Here is a 20,312-nt window from a genome sequence, read left to right on the forward strand (position 1 = left end):
AATACAAGGATGTGGTTATGGGATACGTATTTGTCTATCTTGCTGCTGTGGTCATATTTTTGGGCGTTGATGCGGTTTGGTTAACGACTATGAAAGGGGCTTTTTATGAGGCACGTATCGGTCACTTATTGGCTGATGAGCCAAATATGGTCGCCGCAGGTGTGTTTTATATGTTTTACATATTGGCGCTTTGTATATTGATCCTGTACCCACAAATCAAAGCGGGCACTTCAATCGGTCATATTTTCTTACTCGGTGGCTTAATTGGGCTGATGGCTTATGGGACGTATGACTTTACCAGTTTGGCCCTGTATAAAGGCTTTACCTTAGACACAGCGTTAGTTGATTTTGCTTGGGGTGGTATTTTAACAGGCTCAGTTAGTGCGATGGTTGCTTGGCTTGCTTACCGCTTTCATTGGTTGACCTAAAGGGCTGTCACCACGATCAAGTTGAAAATTTACATAACTTAGACCATTAGTCGACAGATGACTGTTTGAGCTGTGTCGGACGCTACTGTATAACTGATACTCATAATAAATAAGTTTTAGACAATTTGAGGATCGTTATGCCGCAATATAATACCAGCTCGACTGCCAAAAAAGCCCCTTTAAACCATGAGCTATATATGTCGATACTCATGACACCAGATATGGCGAACTTCATCGGTAACGTCCATGGTGGGGATTTGCTAAAGATGCTTGATCAGGTCGCTTATGCCTGTGCCAGTCGCTATAGCGGTAACTACGTAGTGACCTTGTCTGTGGATCAGGTCATGTTCCGTGAGCCTATCTATGTTGGTGAGTTGGTGACTTTTGCCGCAAGTGTCAATTATGTAGGAAATACCTCAATGGAGATTGGCATTCGAGTCGAAGCAGAAGACGTCCGAGCCCGCACAGTGCGCCATACCAACAGTTGTTATTTTACGATGGTGGCTATTGATGACAATGGCAAGCCGACACCTGCGCCACCGCTTAATATTAAAAATGAGATGCAGCAGTGCCGCGCTGACGCCGCGCTGGAACGTAAAAACTTGCGTATGGAAAGCTCACATCGTCCAAGCTGCGATTTTGGAGAGGGAGATATGATCGGAGAGCGGGATCAATAAAAGCCAGTTTGCATAGAACGGCAAACAACGGCTTAACAGACAGTTTGTCCACCGCGAATCATCTAAAATTACTCCCCACACCCTAAAAATCTACTGACGCTTTATCTAAGAATACGCGAACTTTTATGTCAGGCATTGGGACCGCTAAAGTCAGTCCTACGACATAGTCAGTCTGTTTTGAAGACAGTGGTTAAACAGATGTTATTTTACTGAGGCTATTATGAGTTTGAAGCCATCAAAAGACAATTTACCTAGTCCTGCTACTCATCAATCCACGCCGCACACGAGGCGTTCTCGTGGTATAAGCCAGATCAACATTGACCGCACTTCTGCTGCTCTGACTCATTCGGACTCTAATGGTTCTTCTGAAACCGTACCAAACAAAGATAAGCAACACTCTGGCTCATTGGTGACGGTGTTGATTGCCGTTGGGGCAAACCTTATCATTGCGATTGCAAAAACCATCGCCGCATTCATGACTGGTTCTGCTTCTATGATAGCGGAGTCCGCTCACTCTTGGGCCGATGCAGGCAATGGCACATTATTAATTGTCGCTGAAAAAAAAGCCGTCAAACCGGCGGACGCAAACCATCCGCTAGGCTACGGTAAAGAATCCTACGTTTGGTCAATGATTGCCGCTTTTGGCGTTTTTATGGCAGGCTCTATTGTGTCTATTTATACGGGCATCACTGAGTGGAACGCACCAGAGAGTGAGACCAATTATACGATTGGTTTTATTATATTGGCCGTAGCTTTTGTCCTTGAAGGATTTTCTTTAGTACAAGCTTACCTCCAAAGTAAAAAGCACGGTGAAGCAATTAATATCAGCGCCATCGGTTATGTGGTCGATACGTCAAACCCAACACTACGCGGCGTATTTTTTGAAGATTTGGCTGCTGTGATTGGTTTGGTTATTGCTGCGGCAGCGATGGGCATGCATGCTTATACAGGTCAGCCGTTTTGGGATGCATTAGGTTCTATTATCGTGGGGCTACTACTAGGCGTGGTGGCTATCTTTCTGATCAGTCGTAATCGGGATTTTTTGGTGGGGTATAAAGTATCAGATAGAATACATACCTACGTATTGAGTGAGCTGCTCAATCATCCAGACATTGATAGCGTCTCGTACCTACATTTAGAATGGGTAGGTCCCAAAAAAATATTTATGGTGGCGGCAGTAGACATCGCGGGTAATCAAAAAGAAAAAGAGATCGCGCAAAAATTTGAAGACATTGAGAACCAGTTCCGTGCCAATCCCCTGTTTCAAGAGGCTATTTTAACACTCTCGGCACCCAGTGCTGACGTACTGAATTTATCTAGCCGCTAAATCACTAAAGTAAAAGCACGACTGACATGCTTAATAGCGAGAGTGTTCTATGAGATACCGTCTACAGGCAGTTATTAAAAACACGAGTATGTGTCTGCCCATCACGCAAGTATTGAGCAGGGCACTATGGATGGCGCTGATAGTAGGCAGCCTGACACAGGCGAATGCTGAACTGATTATTCATAGCGAGCCTACTCAGCAGCAAGTAGTGACTTCTGAGCAGACAGAGGCGTTTAATAGTGATGTCTTTAAAATGTGGGTGGTTAATCGGAGTCATAACATGACTGCACCGACGGATGCGTCTGTCATTAAGTTGATGCAAGTGATGCACATCGATGAGCAAATAAAATCTATCGTCAAAGGGCAAAAAGCCACTATCGAAGCCATTCACGAACAAGCCCAAAATAGAAAACATTTACCAGAAAATAAAGCGTCAAGTACGCGCCAGCGTGAGCTGCAAGAACAAATACAAAATGTTTTGGGTCAATACAGCAAAATAATGACCGAGAGTATTGGTGAAGCAGCTAATGAGCAAACATTGACCCAAGCTTACGTCAATGCGGCGAAGACTTATTACACGCAGGCAGAAGTCGATGCCCAGATCGGGTTTTACGATACGGTAATCGGTCAAAGTATTTTAGCCAAGCAGCCACAAATCACGGCAGATTTTTTAAAGCAATCACTACCTGACGATACCAGCAAAGCTGAAGGGCAGTTAGAAGCATTACTGCCGCAGATGAAACAAATTATCAAAGGTATCTTTTAGTTGAAGTCTGAAAGGTTTACACGTGATTTTCCGGAATTCGGCTAGTATCAGGCGTTAAAAGTCAGACGTTAAAAAAAAGCTCAGACGCATCTAAAAAAGGCCGCCTATTTTAGGCGACCTTTTTTGTGTTTTATCTTTTATCACGCTCAACTTTCAATAATTTAGATTATGAAAGCTTATTTCTTTGGCGCGTTGGCACCAATGAACCACGCATCTTTATCGATGATACGGCTTACTTCTGTCAGTACGTCAGCGGTATCTTCGTCTCCGGCTTCGCCTGCAGTATCGATCGCTTCGCGTAGTGAGGCGGCGATTGTTTTATAGCGGTTGGTAAGCTCACGGACATGTTGATCGACTTCGGTAATATCAGTAGGATAAGTTTCCAAAATAGAATCTTCAACCACACGCTTTGAGATCCCATTTGCTTTGCCGCCCAAGATAACAATACGTTCAGCCACAGTGTCATAACCCTCTGTCAAACGCTCATAAGTATCGTCTAATAGCTGATGCACACCGATAAAGCCTGTGCCTTGTAGGTTCCAGTGGCATTGCTTACTGTCCATGCTCAAATCAATTAGATTTGCTAAGTTAGCGTTTAGCAGATCAACCATTTTTTTGGCAGTTTCATCATTAATACCACTTGCGTAACGTTCTCTCATATTTTACTCCGTTATATCGTTATTTTATTGAATGGATGTCTAGCTTGTTTTTATTGATATTTTACGTCGGTACTGCTTGTTGATTCGTTATAAATCATACCAGCTTAAATAGGGTATGAAACCCTTAAGCGTTATGCTTTGTTAGGTGGTCGTGTAATGAGTTTGTTAACCATGAAAAGCTTTGTAAATGGAGTGGATGCTATGTGCGTTTTATATAACTATCTTAGGCACACTTAGCAGTAATGCTTTTATGGATAGTGCACTTATAAAGGGTGCTCTTATAAAGGGGGTGCTTATAATTATATAATTAAGAGTCACTTTATATGCTTAGATACGGGTTCGTATTTTCCACGGCAAGTCATAGACAAAGCTCGTAATCATCCTTTAAAAATCGATATTCAGACCCCATATTGTTATAAACTTTCAAAAGAAGTAAGCCATTATGCGAATGCCTGAACCGCGCTCGTCGCGTCAGTTAAACCAGTTGGCCACTCAGCTCCAAGGCGAGGCTGAAATTAGTGGTGTTAATGCGTCAGGGACGCAAATATCGAGTCGTGCCTTTGAGATGGTGACGGATTTTGAACCAGCAGGCGATCAGCCCCAAGCGATCAAAAAGCTCGTTGGCGGTATCAATTCTGGAATGGATGAGCAGTTGCTACTGGGTGTGACTGGTTCTGGTAAAACCTATACAATGGCGAAGGTCATCTCTGAGTGTCAACGGCCGACCATTATCATGGCGCACAACAAGACGCTCGCCGCGCAGCTATATGGCGAGTTTAAGTCATTTTTCCCCAATAATGCGGTCGAATATTTCGTCAGTTATTATGACTACTATCAGCCTGAAGCTTATGTCGCCGCTAGTGATACTTTTATCGAAAAAGACAGCGCCATTAATGATCACATTGATCAGATGCGCTTGTCAGCCACGCGTGCCTTGTTAGAGCGCCGCGATGCGATTATTGTCGCCTCGGTATCTTGTATCTATGGTTTGGGTGATCCAGAAAGCTATCTAAAAATGCTACTACATGTGGTCGTTGGTGATCAAATAGATCGTACGGCGACGATTAAACGTCTGGTCGAAATGCAATACACGCGTAACGAGCTGGACTTTGGCCGTGGTACGTATCGCTTGCGCGGTGAGCTACTCGATATCTATCCTGCTGAATCTGAGCAACTGGCTGTACGGGTGCACTTATTTGACAATGAAGTGGAAAAAATCACATGGTTTGATCCGTTAACAGGCAAGACCGTACGTAGCGTGCCCCGTATTACGATTTATCCAAAGTCACATTATGTGACACCGCGCAATAAACTAGAAGCGGCGAGTCATACGATTCGTGAAGAGTTAGAGCCGCGTTTGGAGTATTTCCGTGATAACAATAAGCTGGTTGAAGCGCAGCGCCTTAAAGAGCGTACGCAATATGATCTTGAGATGATTCAGCAGCTTGGCTACTGTAACGGTATCGAAAACTACTCGCAGCATCTGTCTGGTCGTCCATCAGGAGAAGCGCCGCCGACGTTGTTTGATTATATTCCAGAGGATGCGCTGCTATTCCTTGATGAGTCACATGTGACTGTCTCGCAGATTGGGGCGATGTATAAAGGCGATAGATCCCGTAAAGAGAACTTAGTCAATTATGGGTTTCGTCTACCAAGTGCGATGAATAACCGTCCCATGAAGTTTGAAGAATGGGAACGTATCAAACCCAAGACGATTTATGTGAGTGCGACGCCTGCGTTGTATGAGTTAGAGCATAGCGAACAAGTCGTCGAGCAAGTGGTACGTCCCACGGGCCTGATCGATCCTGAGATTGAGATACGTCCTGTGTTGACGCAGGTCGATGATGTGCTATCCGAGATTACCAAGCGCCGCGAAAAAGATGAGCGCGTACTGATTACCACTTTGACCAAACGCATGTCAGAGGACTTAACCAGTTATCTCAAAGAATATGATGTCAAAGTGGCGTATTTGCATTCAGATATCGATACGGTTGAGCGTATGCAGATTATTCATGAGCTGCGCACTGGCGTCCATGATGTCTTGGTGGGTATTAACCTATTGCGTGAAGGCTTGGATATGCCAGAGGTGTCATTGGTTGCTATATTTGATGCAGATAAAGAGGGATTTTTGCGTTCTGAGCGCTCCCTCATTCAGACCATTGGTCGTGCTGCGCGTCACTTAAATGGTAAGGCCATTCTCTATGCCGATCGCATCACACCAAGTATGCAAAAAGCGATAGATGAGACGGATCGTCGCCGTGACAAGCAGATTGCTTTTAACCTTGAGCATAACATCACGCCAAAAGGCGCGCGCCGTAGTATCACCGATAAGATTGATACAGGTGAGAGCTTGGATGCCAATGACAATCAAGCCATTCCAGTTAAGAGTAACCTGCCTGATGTCGATATTAATATCTTGCGTAGTCCGGATTTATTGGCCAAAGAGATTAAGCGTTTGGAAAAACAGATGCAGCAAATGTCGCGTGACCTAAAGTTTGAGGAAGCCGCAAAAACACGTGATAAGGTGCTTGAGCTTAAAGCGCATCTAATCTAGCCGTTTAGTTTGGATAGTATTTAGAAGTAAAAAAGGTGAGTTGCACAGTGTTTGTGACTCACTTTTTTTGTGTCAATGTTTTGTAGGGCTTAAAAGCTGGCTTGTATTTGAAACAGCACCCGATATCTATGAAGAGAACGAATATTGACAGTACATTTTTACTAACATCAAACGCAGTTTTACATATCCCACCTTAAAAAATGCCTACGTATCTTATAGGCTAAATACATAAGGCACGAGCGACAAAGCATACAGATAAATGCTAGACGTGGATTACAAAGTCAGGCGTGCTAACGTATTTTATAAATTTTTAAGTGAAGGAACGGTCTATGTTTGATATCAAATCGTTTTTTAAACGAGAAGTAGAAAAGAAGCTCATTGATGTAGATGATTATATTTTTATGCCTGAGCGCGTCGAGATGGAGCTTGAAGGTGGTCTACTAAACTGCGTGTTAAATAGTGATGGTCGTGTCGATATTTTTTATAGCAAAGAAGGGGTGACAGAAGTCAGCTCAGCATCACGTAAACATCCTTTTACCTCATTTGAGACTGAGCTGAATCATGGTGTTTATGATGATGTCATCGATGATCTGATCAAAGAAGTGAGCAAAATTATCGATGGCTCTTCCAAGTATTTTCGTCGAAATAAGGTATTACCTTCCACAGCCGCTTTACCTTCTAAGCCACCTACTGACCTATAGTATGAGCGGTATTCAAACTTGTAGAAAAAAGGGAGCGTTATATTTCACGTCTCCCTTTTTTTATTTTTAGCGGCTTATTTGGTAAAACTTGCGTAGCAGCTTTGTAGGGACTTTGCGACGACTCTCGCTACCAGCTGCGTGCGATATTGCGAGTCTATAGCCGCATTTCCCAGTTCCACAATGGTGACTTGCTGCGGTGCTTGCTCACTGACACAGCCGCAAACATTACTCTTTACCGCTTCCTCCTGCGTCTCAGTCATGGCCACACTCGCAATACGCCACGCGTTTTGTTTCTCAATTTGGCTACGGCACTGATTGTCAATGGCTGCTTTAAAGACGTTCATACCAATCTCGTTTGCTGTACCGATAGCATTACCTGTACTGTTATTAACACCACCTGTCGTGGTACAGCCAGTTAAGGCAAAAGTAGCGAGTAAGAGGGTGGAAGCAACGTATTTTTTCATAGGAAAGTCCTTTAAGTTTTTTGAGTGGAAATCAAAAGCGCGCTGTTTGAAAACGTTTGTGATTATTGCATATTTTTAACCGCGTTATTCATAACTTACACAGGAAAAACGATAGGACTTATGATGTCATCCTGATTAAGCGTCAGTCTTAGCAGTCTTAGCAGTCTTAGCAGTTTTAGCGTTAGGCAACAAAAAACCAGTTAAGACTCAACATCTTAACTGGTGAACATGATGCAGAACTGACTAACTGGGGTTAGACATTTTTACCGTGTTGCTTTTTTTGGATGTCTTTGGCCAATTTATAGCAGTCATTGATGTGGTCGTTGGCGATTTTCTTAAAGATGGTGTAACCCATCGTTGCGGCAACCAGTTGTCCGCCTAGTGGAACAAACTTCGTTACTTGTTTGGCTGCGATACGACCACCGAAAGTTTGAATGGTTTTTTTGACGAGGCCACGTGTCGCCATGAGGCCCGCAAAGTCTACCGTACGATCCTTAACCGCACGCCAGTGGACTTCTTTTGATTGTAAGTCAATCGCTGATTTGCGATCTTCAATCAAACCAAAACGTTCACTGATCTCAGGGACAAGTTGAGTAAGCATGCCCGCATCAACTGCGACATCAAAAAATGGCACCGGTACAATAGCCACCCCAGCTGACACTCTAGCACGCTTCTTTACTAATTTTTGGCATTCTTTTTTGACTTTATCAAGGTCTAGATTTGGATCAATGGTGTCTGGTAGTTTTTCAGCGAGTGGTGTCGTTTTCATAGGATTTCCTTATAAAAAATTGATTAAAATAGAGAACAAATACTTCAGATGACTCCTATTCTATGGATTTATAAGCGTCATACAATCATAGCTTTGTAGCAAAATGCAGAAAATTACGTCACTATGCACCGTTTTTGTAAGTACGAGGTGATCTTATGGACTGAGACGTTAAAAATTGTCGTTGTGAGCCTCTCGTAAAGCCAGTAGAATACGTCCATGCTAAATTTAACTCCCCGCTATATCCATACTCGCATTGACGAGTTGCCTGTCGCGTTGCAACCACTTGCTGCCCAATCATTAACGCTTGCTCGTCTGTACGCAGGCCGCGGTATCACTGAACTTACCGAGCTTGATACGGGACTATCTGGTCTGTTGCCCGCTGAGATGCTGCACGGTGTCACAGAAGCGGTACGTCTACTAGATGAGGCGATTGATGCCCAACAGCGCATCTTAATCGTTGGTGACTTTGACTGTGATGGCGCGACCAGCACGGCGCTGATGATGCGCGCGCTCACAAAAATGGGCGCGGTGGTTGATTTCTTAGTACCGGATCGCTTCAAATACGGCTATGGTTTGACACCAGAGATTGTTGAGTTGGGTATCGAAACTTATCAGCCGGACATGATAGTGACGGTAGACAACGGCATTTCTAGTCATGAGGGCGTGGCGCGCGCGCAGGCAGATGGTATAACGGTCATTATTACTGACCATCATCTAACGACGAAAGAAACACCGCCTGCAGAGGCCGTGGTCAATCCCAATCAGCTTGATTGCAGCTTTACCAGTAAGGCGCTGGTTGGGGTAGGCGTGGCCTTTTATGTGCTCGGGCGACTGGCCAAACTGCGCCGTACAGCTGGCAAGTCTACGGTACAAGTCAGTCAGTACTTAGACTTAGTGGCGCTTGGTACGATTGCTGATGTTGGTGTGCTGGATAAAAACAACCGTATCTTAGTGCATCATGGACTTGCTGCTATTCGCCAAGGACGTTGCTGCTTAGGCATCTTAGCCTTATTAGAACAAGCCGGACGTGACCCCAAGCAATTACACGCACAGGATTTTGGTTTTGTCTTAGGTCCGCGTATCAACGCTGCTGGACGTATGGATAACATGCGTATCGGGATTGAGTGTTTATTGACTGAAGATTGGGGCACTGCGCAGCGTCTAGCACAGGAGCTTGAGCAGCTAAATCGTACCCGTCGTCAAGTAGAAGGCGAGATGCGCACACAAGCTGACAGTATTGTTCAAACATTGGCTGATGGTGTTGATACTGACACTGATGAAAGTCGCGATGTTATCGTTCAGAGTAAGCCTGAGAAAAAAGCCGTCAACGATCATAAGCGTAGTATTGTTTTGTACCAAGATGACTGGCATCAAGGCGTGATTGGCATTGTCGCTGGTCGTTTAAAAGAAAGTCATTATCTACCCAGCATTGTTTTTGCGCCAGCAGACACACAGCGTACGGGCGATGACGATGCCATCAAAGGCTCAGCGCGTTCTATCGCTGGCGTGCATATTCGTGATGCGATTGAACAAGTCGCTGAGCGTTACCCCGATCTTATCAGTCACTTTGGTGGACACGCGATGGCCGCAGGCTTGACCCTTAAGCGCGGGAATTTTGAGGCATTTGTAGCAGCTTTTGATGAAGTCATGTCGCAGATGAATGATGACGTGTTTGCAGAGCAGAAATTCACCGATGGCCCATTACAAGCGAGTGACTTTAGCTTGTGGTTTGCAGAGCAGTTAGCTGATGCCAATATTTGGGGGCATGGTTTTGCGCCGCCGATATTTGATGGCGTGTTTGAAGTGTTGAGTTTTAAGGTGTTAAAAGACAAGCATCTCAAGCTATCGCTGCGTTATCCTGATGTACAGTATCCGATTGAGGCGATTTATTTTAATTTTGATAGCAGCGTTTGGGATTACCGCGCCAAACAAGTGCATGTGTTATTTCAGTTGGACATCAATGAATGGAATGGCAAACAAAGCTTGCAGCTGATGGTCAAAGACTTGGCGGTGGTAGAAAAGACCTAAGAGCTTCATTATTTTTAAAGTGAAGTGCTTTTAATACTTCCATTCCAATGTCGGAAACTGCCAATCATAGCGTATCGCGAGCATGCGTAAGGTAAAGATCGTACTCATAGTCGCGATATCCGTAACCCAAGCGGTCACACCAAGATGGTGTAGGACAAAATAGAGAATGCCGCCAGTCAATGCAGCGGTAATATAAATCTCTTGCTGTAACACCAGCGGAATCTCGTTGCAAATCATATCGCGAATGATGCCGCCCACCACAATGGTAATGACACCTAGCAGTAAGGCCACCGGAACATTTGCCCCCATGCCAACGGCAACCTTGATACCAATTAACGTAAAAGCGGACAGGCCAATGGTATCTGAGAGTTTGAGGAATTTATCGACGCGGCGAGAGTTAGGGTGAAAAAATATTTGCATCACTAAAGAAGATATAGTGATGACGGTAAGGTAGCTCATGTCTACCATCCAAAATAATGGATGACGATTTAAAATGACGTCTCGCACTGTGCCGCCACCGATAGCGGTCACAATGGACACCAGTAAGCAGCCGAACACATCAAAGTTTTTGTGCTTGGCCAGTATTGTGCCCGACACACTACAAGCGACAATGCCGATCATGTCAAACAAGTAAATCAAAGAGCGCGGGTCAAAGGTGGTGATCAGTGCTGCAGGGTCCAATGCGATAGCCAACATGCGCAAATCTCACTCATTGTGAATATTATCAAGCGGTAGGGGGAGCACTAAGCGTAAACCCATTCTACAGTGGTGTTAAAGGCCTTTTAAGCCACCAAGCGAATAGAGGGCAGATGCCAATCAAATCTAAGCGCTAGCATCCGCACTGCAAAGATAACAAATAGCATAATGAACTCATTGATACCAGCGTTGACACCGAAGGATTGTAAAAGTAAATATGTGACAGATCCTGCAATGCTGGCAGTGATATAAATCTCACGCTGTAGTACCAGCGGTATCTCATTACAGATAATGTCGCGTAGCAGACCACCGACAATGGCCGTCCAAACACCCATCATAATAGCGATGATAGGGGACATGTCCTGCGTCAATGCCACCTTAAAGCCAATCACACTAAAAGCTGCCAGTCCAATGGCGTCAAAGAGTTTAAGGGCATTATCAATTTTATGATACAGGTGAAAGAACATCTGTAGTATCAGTGATGTCACTGTAATGACGATCACATAATTGAGATCCGTCATCCAAAATAGTGGATGACGATCAAGCGCCATATCACGCAGCGTACCACCACCGATGGCATTGACCATAGAAACCAAGATGCAGCCTGAGATATCCAAACCTTTGTGTTGAGCCAGTAGCGTCCCTGCTATCGCGCAAGCAATCACGCCCACCATGTCTAACAAATATAATAGAACATCAGGAAAAATCAAATCATTAACCATGGTTATGTTGCCAAGTAGCGCCCATCAAAGTGGCTTGAGTATGTGTTTTAAATGGAACGTATATTGAAAGGTTATACCAATAGGGTAAAAAGAAGCGGCTCAGTATCAGGCCCCTGTTTACCCATCTTTTGCAAACAGTATGAGTCCTACGATAATCAGTCCGATCCCAATCAAGCCCATGGCCGATGGTATGGTGTTGTTGAGCAATAACATACCCCCAATTAAGGCGAATATCACCTCACTGGCTTGTGTTGCATCAACGCCAGCCACTTCACTTGACGTTTCTGCTTTTTCGCGAGCATACAAAAAAATACTGGTTGCTGCTACTCCGGCCAATAAAGCGACAAGTAACGTGTTGAATAGTTGGGAAGTGTCTGGCAAATCAGGGCGCACTATAATGCCTAAAACCAGCCAAAATGGCAAACTCCCAAGCGTCATTAACCACACTTTGTTAAAAGCATTTTGCAGTAAAGTGGTTTCAATCGCTGGTATGCGCGCGATAAGATGTTGTAAAAATGAGTTAGGCAAGGCTTGGTTAGAGGAGGTGAGACGTACGGGGCCGGCTACGTCTGGCATATGATCTATGTCAGTCGATAAAACAGGGGCTTCGGTGATCAGTGCGCTGGTGTGCTCGCCGATATCACTTTGCTGAATAGGCGCTTCTTTGGTAGACCGCAGCTCAGCGCTACGATGACGTGCATTATAAGAGACTTGCCAAACCAGCTGATTGCCAATGGGATAGCTAAAGGCTGCTACTAGCGCCGGTATGGCACCGTATAGTAGCATGTCTGTCATGGGCGCTGCCTGACTGTCCAATAACGAGGCAGCGTGCAGACCTTCACTAACATTCACCAGCACCACCCCGACAAACACTAACAGCGCATAGACAATGAATTTTTTATCAAAACGCTGCCCAAACGCCAGTAATACGAGTAGGCTTGCGACCACTGTAAACATAAAAGTCGCGGCAACAACCCAGCCGGCAACATGGTCAGCAGCGTAGCAAATACCCGTATAAAATATACCAAAGCCAATACTGCCAGTAATGCACCAAAATCCCCAATGTTGACGAAAAATAGCCATCAGCGCCTTGATACGACCAGCGCCATGCTGCATCCCAATAAGGGCTGTGAGAATCAACCACATAAAAGCGTAACGTAGGCTTGCAGACCAAAACCAGTGCCCACCAGCCGCACTCATAAGCTCGTTTAGGACAAACGTTGAACTAAAGAACGCACCCGCCAATAAGCCCAATAAAATGAGTTTGATCATACCTACGCCCTTATCCTTGGCTTATTATTGATTAATAGTGGCTGTTTAACTTTTAGTTTGCTATTTTCCTTTGGCGTCTGCCCAAATGATTTTGTGCAGTTGCAACTGAAAGCGTACGGGCAGGGCATCAGCCAATATCCATTCTGCAAGGTCGCGCGCCAAAACGGGCACATCGGGGCCAGTGTCTTCATTGATATCATCTGCGACATTGAACATTGGAGAAAACCACACCGTGCCCACCAATTCATTGAGCTTGTGTTCAGACAGTTTGGTTTTCGCCCAGTTATAATCCTCACGATTCATGATGACAAACTTAATCTGGTCATGCTGTGTGAGGTAGTCGAGGTTTGACCATAAGTTTTTATCAGCTTCACCTGAGCTTGGTGTTTTGAGATCCATCACTTTACTGACGGCCGCTGGTACATTTTCTACCGTGAGGGCGCCAGCTGTTTCAAGGGAGATCTCATAGCCATCGCTTAGCAAGCGTTTGATTAAGGCAATGGCGTTCGGCTGAGCCAACGGTTCGCCGCCCGTCAGACAGATACGTTTACAAGGATAGCGTTTGATCGTCGTTATAATGGTGTCCAATGATTGACGCTCGCCGCCCGTAAAGGCGTATTCGGTATCGCAATAGACACAGCGTAGCGGACAGCCAGTGAGGCGCACAAATATCGTTGGTAAGCCTGACGTTAGCGCTTCACCTTGTAATGAATAAAAGATTTCTGTTAAACGCAGACCCGCTTCAGGGTCAGTGACAGGAATGGTAGATGTGCGTAGTAGTGACTCACTCATAATATTTTCAAATACAGTTAATGTTGACAACGCGATTAAGCATTCGTCACTCTTAATAAAAGACAGTTTATAGATCGTACCGTGCTAGGTTTCAATAAAACCAAAATAAAAGGCGGATTATAACGTAATGCCTTGTATTAAGCTGCAAAAAAGATGCGGGAGTCATTCTCCAGCATCTTTTTTTGTTAAAAATAAAAATCGTACTTGGCAGGGGTTTAGTCCAAACGCAACAACTCATTGACAGCGGTTTTTGCACGGGTCTGTGCATCCACTTTTTTCACGATGATAGCGGCGTATAAGCTGTGCGTGCCATCTTCTGAAGGTAAGCTACCTGGTACCACAACTGAGCCTGCTGGTACGCGGCCACGATGAATCTCACCCGTTTCGCGGTCATAGATGCGCGTAGATTGACCGATATAGACGCCCATAGAAATAACAGCGCCTTCTTCTACGATCACGCCTTCAACGATCTCAGAGCGCGCACCGATGAAGCAGTTGTCTTCGATGATAGTCGGATTGGCTTGTAATGGCTCTAATACACCACCGATACCAACGCCACCTGATAAATGCACGTTTTTACCGATTTGAGCACACGAGCCAACCGTTGCCCACGTATCTACCATCGCCCCTTGATCGACGTAAGCGCCAATATTGACATAAGATGGCATGAGTACAGCGCCTGCTGCAATGTATGAGCCTTTACGAGCTACCGCTGGCGGGACAACACGTACGCCCGCTTCTTTAAATTGGGCTTCAGTCCAGTTGGCAAACTTAGTGGGTACTTTGTCATAAAACTGCACATGCTCACCAGCTGCTTGAACGTAGTTGTCGTTGAGACGGAACGAGAGTAAGACAGCCTTTTTTGCCCACTGATTGACGACCCATTCGCCGTCCTTTTTTTCTGCGACCCGTAAGCTGCCGTTGTCTAGTTGCTCAAGCACTTGTTCGATAGCATCACGCACGTCTTGTGGCATATTGCTTGGGCTATACTCATTGCGTTTTTCAAAGGCTTGTTCGATGGTTTGCTGTAATGACATAAAGATTCCTAAAATAAATGGAAGGTAAGTGACAGTAAATATTATAGTTACAGGATAGGTGTGACTTGGACTAAAAACTTGCTTGCCGTATTGTCGCTAATTTGGCGACTTTTAGCAAACGAGTTACACGCAAACGTTGTTGCTAATCTCAACTATCTGACGCATGGCTCTCTAACCACGCCAAGACATCTTGATAGACGATTTGGTTGTCTTTTTCATGTAATGGCTCATGGCGCATGTTTGGATAGAGCTGAATATCAATGCGGCTAAAATTTTGCTTGTTTAGACGGGTGACAATTTTACGGACCCCTTTGCCCATGTTACCAATGGGATCCTCTGTACCGCTGATAAATAGCATAGGGAAACTTTTAGGAATTGTTACCGCCCAGCCTTTATTCAAACTGGCTTCCATTAAAGCAAACAAGGTCATAAAACCGTTATTGGTAAAATCAAAACCAGTCAGTGGATCGGCTTCATAGGCCTCAATATTCGCCGTATTTGCACTTAACCAAGCAAACTGTGAGGAAGAGGTGCGGTTTTCAAGTTTGCTGTTGAGTACCTTATTCATTGTACTGGCAAACACAGTGTTTGGCTGTCTGGGCGCTACTTTTGCCAGTATTTTATTGACCGGCAGGAGCACTTTGGTTAATGGGTTGGCATCGGCTGTACCCATTAAGATAGCCCCTGTGAAATTGTGGGCGTGATGTTTGAGGACGTTGCGGACAATAAAGGAGCCCATAGAGTGCCCCATGACAAAATGGGGGACGTTAGGATGACGCGCCTTTAAGCTATCGGCCATGACTATGACGTCTTTTAATAGCGATTGTACAGGATGTTCCTCACCGAAAAAGCCTAAATCTGCTTCTGTTTTAATGGTTTGGCCGTGGCCTAGATGATCATAAGTTGCCACTGCGACACCATTGTCTGCTAAAAATTGCGCAAAATTTGCATAGCGGCCGCTGTGTTCTGCCATACCATGCACGATCAGTAACGTGGCTTTTACCGCGGTGTCTTTATGGCTTGGTTCAAAAAAATCATGATGCAAGTAGTGAATGTTATCAGAGGAGAGGATGTGGTCGTTACTTGTATCGGTGTTCATAGCGGTTTCCTTGAAAGGTTTTAAAGGCTTATCATTTTAATTGGTTGTAGGTATTGTGCTTTTAAACAGCTAAACAGTGTTTAAAAAGTCAGCGTATTATACGACGCTTATAATAAATGTTGGTATTGGGCGCTGGTCATTCATTTTACCTTGTTTGAGCGTTTTTCGTCGTGTGCGCACAAATACTGTTTTTGGGGCCACACGTTTTTAGCGCCATAAAGGTGATAAACAATGTAGCGACAAAGCGTTATTGGGTCAATGCTATTTAAGACAATTGTGCTTGCGCCATTGTTTGTATGGCATCTATTTAACTTGTGTGCCACTGATCGCCACGCTTTTAAAGCGCCGCTCGCTTAACACCCATAGAGTCAAACAAGCGTCAATTGAACCATAAAATTGAGTTATTCTAAATACGCCATGTGTGGTGACGTGCTGTGAAAAACTAGTCTTGTTGCTGCTTACCTTGTGATAAAGGTTTACAACCTACCTGAATTTTGCTTAAATGGTTTAACTAATGAAACGTAGTTCCGCTTGGCAGAACAATACAGTTGGTGATTGAGTAATAATGGGTTTTTTGGCTCAAATGTTCCTAAATATGAGGGATAAGCGTAAAAACAAAATAGTCTATGGTTTGTTTACTACAAAAATTGCTATATTATTACTCGTCTGTAACGCATTAATAGTGACATATTGATGTAGCTGGCAGGACTAAATCGACTACTTCAAGGATGAATTCAATGCTCAATTCTTTAAAATCTTCCCTACTTTTATCAGCGATGCTAAGTGCTACGTTAGGACTTACTGCATGCTCATCTCCAAGTTCAGAAAGCAGTGACAGTGCGGCGACAGATAGCTCGGCCACGGATGCCGCCGCCACTGATCAGCTGGATACTAAGTTTCTCACCATCGCTACAGGCGGGGCATCTGGCCCTTACAATATTATCGGTACGTCGTTATCAGAAGTCTACGTCAAAACCTTTGGGGTGAACTCAAAGACGCAAACCACAGGCGCTTCAGTAGAAAACGTCAATCTACTGACCCAAGGCAAAGTCGACATGGTATTGGCGCTGAGTGATGTGGTCACAGACGCGGTCGAAGGCAAAAACAACTTTGATCAGCCGATCAACAATATCCAACAGCTGGCTGTTCTTTACCCGAACGTGGTGCAAATCGTCACAACCAAAGATTCTGGCATCAAAAATATTGAAGACTTGAGAGGCAAGCGCATTGCAGTAGGCGATCAAGGCTCTGGCACAGAAGTGAATGCACGAACTTTGTTAGAAGGATTTGGTATTACTTATGATGATGTCACGGTTGACTATTTAGGGTTTTCTGAAGCTGCTGATGGCATGAAAGCAGGTAAAATTGAGGCGGCCTTCTTTAGTAGTGGACTTCCAAACTCGTCGCTCATGGAGCTAGAGCAAGGCTTAGACTTACAGCTGATCACCATTGACCAAGACAAGCTAAAAGAGATCATCGCGACCAAACCGTACTTTAAAACTTTTGAGATTCCTGCGGGCACTTATGGTAATGAAACCGCGATTCCAACCGCTGCCATCATGAATGCGTTGTTGGTCAGCTCTGATTTGTCTGAAGATGATGGCTATAAGCTGACCAAAGCGTTGTTTGATAATTTAGAAGGGCTAAAAACGGCTCACCAAGCGGCCAATGACATCAGCTTAGAAACCGCTCGTGACGGCATGGTTGCTCCTATCCATCCTGGCGCGAAAAAGTACTATGATGAACAAGCCGGCAAGTAAACAGTTAAGGTGGTTAACTGGCGCAGCATTCATTGCGGCGTTGGTTTTTCTTATACTGTGGATGGGCTTGGCAGGTCAGCCTGTGACTGAAGTGCGAGTGGCAGGCACTGAGGGAGAGAATGACAAAGTTTGTTATTTTACTGAGCCTGATTTTCAACTGCGCTGGATTCATTCTGTAGAAAAACAGTGGTGGGAGGAGCAGTACCAACGTCAGAGCGATGGTCTGCTGCTGACCACCACTTATTTTGAAGCTTTTGGTGCCGGGACACCTTCTACCGAAATGCTTGCGCCCATACAAAAACCTGGCTATCTGGGTTATCAAATCAACGAAAAATTGCCACGCCTTAATTGGGTCGTATCGAGACTGACCAAAGGTGAGATTGACTATGGCAACCACCGTGTTTTGATTCATGAGTGGGTGCCAGACTATTCTGAAGTCGTGATCATGCCTCAATCGTATGGTTTAATTGATAGATTTAAAAAGGACTTGTGTCATGAACTCCCAAGTGACGGATCACAGTAATGATTTACCCATACACTCCAACACCGACTCTGAAACTAATGTTGACGCTGAACTTGAGGTGCAAGCCCATAATAAAGCGATATTGGAAAAGTATGATCGAGAGTCGATCACGCGGCACATCACTCAAGGACCCGTAAAATACTTTATCGCTGGTATTTGTATACTCTATTCACTTTTTCACTTATATATCACCTTTAACCCAATGCCCGCATTGCTACAGCGCTCGGTACACGTGGGCGTTGGTTTTGCGCTGATTTTTTTGATTTTTCCAGCCAGTAAAAAAAGCAGTCGCAAGCGGGTGGCATGGTATGACTGGATTTGGTTTGCGTTGTCCTTGTCTGGCATGACTTACTTGATTTATGAATACCAAAATATTGTCACCTCACGTGGGGGCATGGCAAATTCGACTGATGTGATATTTTCGCTGATTACCGTGATTTGCGTGTTAGAAGGCAGTCGCCGTATTACTGGTTGGATTTTGCCGATATTGGCAGGGATATTTTTGGCTTATCCGTTTGTCAGTCATTTAGAATTTATGCCGGATAGACTGTTGACTCGTCCTTATGATATGGGCGATATTTTTGGTCAATTGTTTCTAAAAACGGAAGGGCTGTACTCTGTCGCGATTGGCGCATCGGTGACCTTTATCTTTTTGTTCATACTCTTTGGTGCGTTCTTAGCGCGCTCAGGCATGGGGCAGCTGTTTAATGATTTAGCCCTAGCCATCGCGGGTCATAAAAAAGGTGGCCCAGCAAAAGTAGCTGTTATTTCTAGCGGCTTTATGGGCAGTATTAATGGCTCAGCCTTGTCAAACGTGGTGAGTACGGGTGCCTTTACCATTCCTTTGATGAAAAAAGTTGGTTATCACAAAGACTTTGCGGGTGCCGTTGAGGCAAGTGCGTCTGTTGGTGGACAAATATTGCCACCAATCATGGGTGCTAGTGCGTTCATTATGGCTGAGACGACAGGCTTGCCCTATAGCACGATTGCGCTTGCGGCCCTACTGCCAGCCATATTGTACTATCTGGGCGTGATTGCACAGGTGCATTTTCGCGCTGGACGTCGTGATTTAAAAGGCATTGCTAAAGAAAACTTGCCTGCGGTAAAAGAGGTGTTAAAAGCGCGTGGGCATATGTTACTGCCAATCGTCTTTTTGATTTTCTTGTTAATTAGAAATGTGCCCGTGGGTTATGCGGCCGCTTATACCATTGGTTTTACCGTGGTGATTAGTATGCTGCGTGCCGAAACTCGTATGAGCTTTTCTGACATCTTAGGCGCTTTAGAAGACGGCGCTCGCCAATCGCTTGCGGTAATGGCTGCTTGTGCGGTCGTTGGTATTATCATTGGGGTGGTGAGTTTGACCAGCTTTGGTACAGTGATGACGTCATCTATTGTGACGCTTGGGGCAGGATCGCTATTCTTCACGTTGATCTTAACCATGTTAGCGTCTATGGTATTGGGCATGGGGCTGCCGTCGATTCCGGCTTATATCATTACTGCAACCATGGCAGCACCTGCACTGGCAGGGTTTGATATCCCGATTTTATCAGCGCACATGTTCGTCTTTTACTTTGGTATTTTTGCCAATATTACCCCGCCTGTGTGTTTGGCAGCGTTTGCTGGCGCGGGTATCTCTGGCGGTGATCCGATGAAGACAGGGTTTTTATCACTCAAGCTCGCCCTAGCAGGATTTATCGTGCCGTTTATGTTTATCTATAACCCAACGATGCTGATGATAGATCCAACGGATCTGGCAGTAACGGCCAAAGATTTCCCACTGCCGCCTATTATCGATATTATCACAGTGGTGGTGACTTCGATTACTGGCGTGATTGCGCTCAGCTCAGCGCTTGAAGGGTACTTTAAAGGAAGTATGAACACAGTAACTCGCGTTATTTTAACGATTGGCGCGCTGTTACTGATTTATCCGGAGATTACCACGGGTATCGCAGGTGGTGTCATCGTCGTTGCTGTTGCGTTGTTTAATATAAAGACGAGTAAGGCAGCAACACCGACGGTGAGTGTTTGATTTTTAGAT

General features: G+C 44.9%; 19 protein-coding genes. 10 read left to right on the plus strand and 9 right to left on the minus strand.

Annotation, left to right across the window (positions count from 1 at the left end; all coding sequences use genetic code 11):
* Positions 1-17 precede the first annotated feature (17 nt).
* From B2P60_RS10930 to B2P60_RS10945, 4 genes are all read left to right on the plus strand, one after another.
* Positions 18-428 (plus strand): DUF2177 family protein, encoded by a 411-nt coding sequence (locus B2P60_RS10930; RefSeq protein WP_230708594.1) that lies wholly within the window; start codon positions 18-20, stop codon positions 426-428.
* Between the two features lie 137 nt (positions 429-565).
* Positions 566-1,105: an acyl-CoA thioesterase gene (locus tag B2P60_RS10935; protein ID WP_193006244.1), complete on the plus strand. Its 540-nt coding sequence runs from the start codon at positions 566-568 to the stop codon at positions 1,103-1,105.
* A 220-nt stretch (positions 1,106-1,325) separates the two neighbouring features.
* The gene (locus B2P60_RS10940) at positions 1,326-2,432 is read left to right on the plus strand and encodes a cation diffusion facilitator family transporter (RefSeq protein WP_230708592.1); all 1,107 of its coding nucleotides are present in this window, start codon (positions 1,326-1,328) and stop codon (positions 2,430-2,432) included.
* 49 nt (positions 2,433-2,481) lie between these two features.
* Positions 2,482-3,198 carry a DUF2059 domain-containing protein gene (locus tag B2P60_RS10945; protein ID WP_286741336.1) on the plus strand — a complete coding sequence of 239 codons (717 nt, stop codon included), beginning with the start codon at positions 2,482-2,484 and terminating at the stop codon, positions 3,196-3,198.
* Positions 3,199-3,374: 176 nt separating this feature from the next.
* Here the strand turns inward: B2P60_RS10945 and dps are convergent, their stop codons facing one another.
* On the minus strand, positions 3,375-3,857 hold the full coding sequence (gene dps, locus B2P60_RS10950; protein WP_193006241.1) for a DNA starvation/stationary phase protection protein Dps: 483 nt from the start codon (positions 3,855-3,857) through the stop codon (positions 3,375-3,377).
* Between the two features lie 442 nt (positions 3,858-4,299).
* Between dps and uvrB the strand changes: the two genes are divergently transcribed.
* Positions 4,300-6,411, plus strand: a complete 2,112-nt coding sequence (uvrB, locus tag B2P60_RS10955; RefSeq protein ID WP_230708588.1) for an excinuclease ABC subunit UvrB — start codon at positions 4,300-4,302, stop codon at positions 6,409-6,411.
* 329 nt (positions 6,412-6,740) lie between these two features.
* A complete protein-coding gene (locus B2P60_RS10960; RefSeq protein ID WP_193006239.1) occupies positions 6,741-7,112 on the plus strand; it encodes a hypothetical protein in 372 nt (123 codons plus the stop codon).
* A 74-nt stretch (positions 7,113-7,186) separates the two neighbouring features.
* Here B2P60_RS10960 and B2P60_RS10965 read toward each other — a convergent pair whose 3' ends face one another.
* Positions 7,187-7,576, minus strand: coding sequence for a hypothetical protein (locus tag B2P60_RS10965; protein ID WP_193006238.1), 390 nt, complete (start codon positions 7,574-7,576; stop codon positions 7,187-7,189).
* Positions 7,577-7,829: 253 nt separating this feature from the next.
* Positions 7,830-8,345: a hypothetical protein gene (locus tag B2P60_RS10970; protein WP_193006237.1), complete on the minus strand. Its 516-nt coding sequence runs from the start codon at positions 8,343-8,345 to the stop codon at positions 7,830-7,832.
* Positions 8,346-8,561: 216 nt separating this feature from the next.
* Between B2P60_RS10970 and recJ the strand changes: the two genes are divergently transcribed.
* Complete coding sequence (gene recJ / locus B2P60_RS10975) at positions 8,562-10,373, plus strand: single-stranded-DNA-specific exonuclease RecJ (protein WP_286741341.1); 1,812 nt, start codon at positions 8,562-8,564, stop codon at positions 10,371-10,373.
* Positions 10,374-10,403: 30 nt separating this feature from the next.
* Here the strand turns inward: recJ and B2P60_RS10980 are convergent, their stop codons facing one another.
* The 6 genes from B2P60_RS10980 to B2P60_RS11005 all read right to left on the minus strand — a co-directional run bounded on the left by B2P60_RS10980 (position 10,404) and on the right by B2P60_RS11005 (position 15,991).
* Positions 10,404-11,069 carry a trimeric intracellular cation channel family protein gene (locus tag B2P60_RS10980; RefSeq protein WP_193006235.1) on the minus strand — a complete coding sequence of 222 codons (666 nt, stop codon included), beginning with the start codon at positions 11,067-11,069 and terminating at the stop codon, positions 10,404-10,406.
* An 86-nt stretch (positions 11,070-11,155) separates the two neighbouring features.
* The gene (locus B2P60_RS10985; protein WP_286741344.1) at positions 11,156-11,791 is read right to left on the minus strand and encodes a trimeric intracellular cation channel family protein; all 636 of its coding nucleotides are present in this window, start codon (positions 11,789-11,791) and stop codon (positions 11,156-11,158) included.
* A 117-nt stretch (positions 11,792-11,908) separates the two neighbouring features.
* The gene (locus B2P60_RS10990) at positions 11,909-13,063 is read right to left on the minus strand and encodes a multidrug resistance efflux transporter family protein (protein ID WP_286741345.1); all 1,155 of its coding nucleotides are present in this window, start codon (positions 13,061-13,063) and stop codon (positions 11,909-11,911) included.
* A 60-nt stretch (positions 13,064-13,123) separates the two neighbouring features.
* On the minus strand, positions 13,124-13,855 hold the full coding sequence (gene queE / locus B2P60_RS10995; RefSeq protein ID WP_286741347.1) for a 7-carboxy-7-deazaguanine synthase QueE: 732 nt from the start codon (positions 13,853-13,855) through the stop codon (positions 13,124-13,126).
* A 215-nt stretch (positions 13,856-14,070) separates the two neighbouring features.
* Positions 14,071-14,892 carry a 2,3,4,5-tetrahydropyridine-2,6-dicarboxylate N-succinyltransferase gene (gene dapD / locus B2P60_RS11000; RefSeq protein ID WP_286741349.1) on the minus strand — a complete coding sequence of 274 codons (822 nt, stop codon included), beginning with the start codon at positions 14,890-14,892 and terminating at the stop codon, positions 14,071-14,073.
* A 148-nt stretch (positions 14,893-15,040) separates the two neighbouring features.
* Complete coding sequence (locus tag B2P60_RS11005) at positions 15,041-15,991, minus strand: alpha/beta fold hydrolase (protein ID WP_286741350.1); 951 nt, start codon at positions 15,989-15,991, stop codon at positions 15,041-15,043.
* 737 nt (positions 15,992-16,728) lie between these two features.
* Between B2P60_RS11005 and B2P60_RS11010 the strand changes: the two genes are divergently transcribed.
* The 3 genes from B2P60_RS11010 to B2P60_RS11020 are packed head-to-tail and all read left to right on the plus strand — an operon-like array spanning position 16,729 to position 20,303.
* Positions 16,729-17,751, plus strand: a complete 1,023-nt coding sequence (locus tag B2P60_RS11010; protein WP_193006230.1) for a TAXI family TRAP transporter solute-binding subunit — start codon at positions 16,729-16,731, stop codon at positions 17,749-17,751.
* Positions 17,729-18,274 carry a DUF1850 domain-containing protein gene (locus B2P60_RS11015; RefSeq protein WP_286741352.1) on the plus strand — a complete coding sequence of 182 codons (546 nt, stop codon included), beginning with the start codon at positions 17,729-17,731 and terminating at the stop codon, positions 18,272-18,274. Before B2P60_RS11010 ends, B2P60_RS11015 begins: the two co-directional genes overlap by 23 nt.
* Positions 18,246-20,303 carry a TRAP transporter permease gene (locus tag B2P60_RS11020; protein ID WP_286741353.1) on the plus strand — a complete coding sequence of 686 codons (2,058 nt, stop codon included), beginning with the start codon at positions 18,246-18,248 and terminating at the stop codon, positions 20,301-20,303. The genes B2P60_RS11015 and B2P60_RS11020 overlap by 29 nt, the downstream gene beginning before the upstream one ends.
* Positions 20,304-20,312 lie beyond the last annotated feature (9 nt).

The sequence above is a fragment of the Psychrobacter sp. UBA3068 genome, from assembly GCF_002366815.1.
GTDB lineage: Bacteria > Pseudomonadota > Gammaproteobacteria > Pseudomonadales > Moraxellaceae > Psychrobacter > Psychrobacter namhaensis.

Coding starts and splice junctions, on each gene's coding strand:
- B2P60_RS10930 (WP_230708594.1), top strand. CDS start 18: ATGGGATACGTATTTGTCTATCTTGCTGCTGTGGTCATATTTTTGGGC.
- B2P60_RS10935 (WP_193006244.1), top strand. CDS start 566: ATGCCGCAATATAATACCAGCTCGACTGCCAAAAAAGCCCCTTTAAAC.
- B2P60_RS10940 (WP_230708592.1), top strand. CDS start 1,326: ATGAGTTTGAAGCCATCAAAAGACAATTTACCTAGTCCTGCTACTCAT.
- B2P60_RS10945 (WP_286741336.1), top strand. CDS start 2,482: ATGAGATACCGTCTACAGGCAGTTATTAAAAACACGAGTATGTGTCTG.
- dps (WP_193006241.1), bottom strand. CDS start 3,857: ATGAGAGAACGTTACGCAAGTGGTATTAATGATGAAACTGCCAAAAAA.
- uvrB (WP_230708588.1), top strand. CDS start 4,300: ATGCGAATGCCTGAACCGCGCTCGTCGCGTCAGTTAAACCAGTTGGCC.
- B2P60_RS10960 (WP_193006239.1), top strand. CDS start 6,741: ATGTTTGATATCAAATCGTTTTTTAAACGAGAAGTAGAAAAGAAGCTC.
- B2P60_RS10965 (WP_193006238.1), bottom strand. CDS start 7,576: ATGAAAAAATACGTTGCTTCCACCCTCTTACTCGCTACTTTTGCCTTA.
- B2P60_RS10970 (WP_193006237.1), bottom strand. CDS start 8,345: ATGAAAACGACACCACTCGCTGAAAAACTACCAGACACCATTGATCCA.
- recJ (WP_286741341.1), top strand. CDS start 8,562: ATGCTAAATTTAACTCCCCGCTATATCCATACTCGCATTGACGAGTTG.
- B2P60_RS10980 (WP_193006235.1), bottom strand. CDS start 11,069: ATGTTGGCTATCGCATTGGACCCTGCAGCACTGATCACCACCTTTGAC.
- B2P60_RS10985 (WP_286741344.1), bottom strand. CDS start 11,791: ATGGTTAATGATTTGATTTTTCCTGATGTTCTATTATATTTGTTAGAC.
- B2P60_RS10990 (WP_286741345.1), bottom strand. CDS start 13,063: ATGATCAAACTCATTTTATTGGGCTTATTGGCGGGTGCGTTCTTTAGT.
- queE (WP_286741347.1), bottom strand. CDS start 13,855: ATGAGTGAGTCACTACTACGCACATCTACCATTCCTGTCACTGACCCT.
- dapD (WP_286741349.1), bottom strand. CDS start 14,892: ATGTCATTACAGCAAACCATCGAACAAGCCTTTGAAAAACGCAATGAG.
- B2P60_RS11005 (WP_286741350.1), bottom strand. CDS start 15,991: ATGAACACCGATACAAGTAACGACCACATCCTCTCCTCTGATAACATT.
- B2P60_RS11010 (WP_193006230.1), top strand. CDS start 16,729: ATGCTCAATTCTTTAAAATCTTCCCTACTTTTATCAGCGATGCTAAGT.
- B2P60_RS11015 (WP_286741352.1), top strand. CDS start 17,729: ATGATGAACAAGCCGGCAAGTAAACAGTTAAGGTGGTTAACTGGCGCA.
- B2P60_RS11020 (WP_286741353.1), top strand. CDS start 18,246: ATGAACTCCCAAGTGACGGATCACAGTAATGATTTACCCATACACTCC.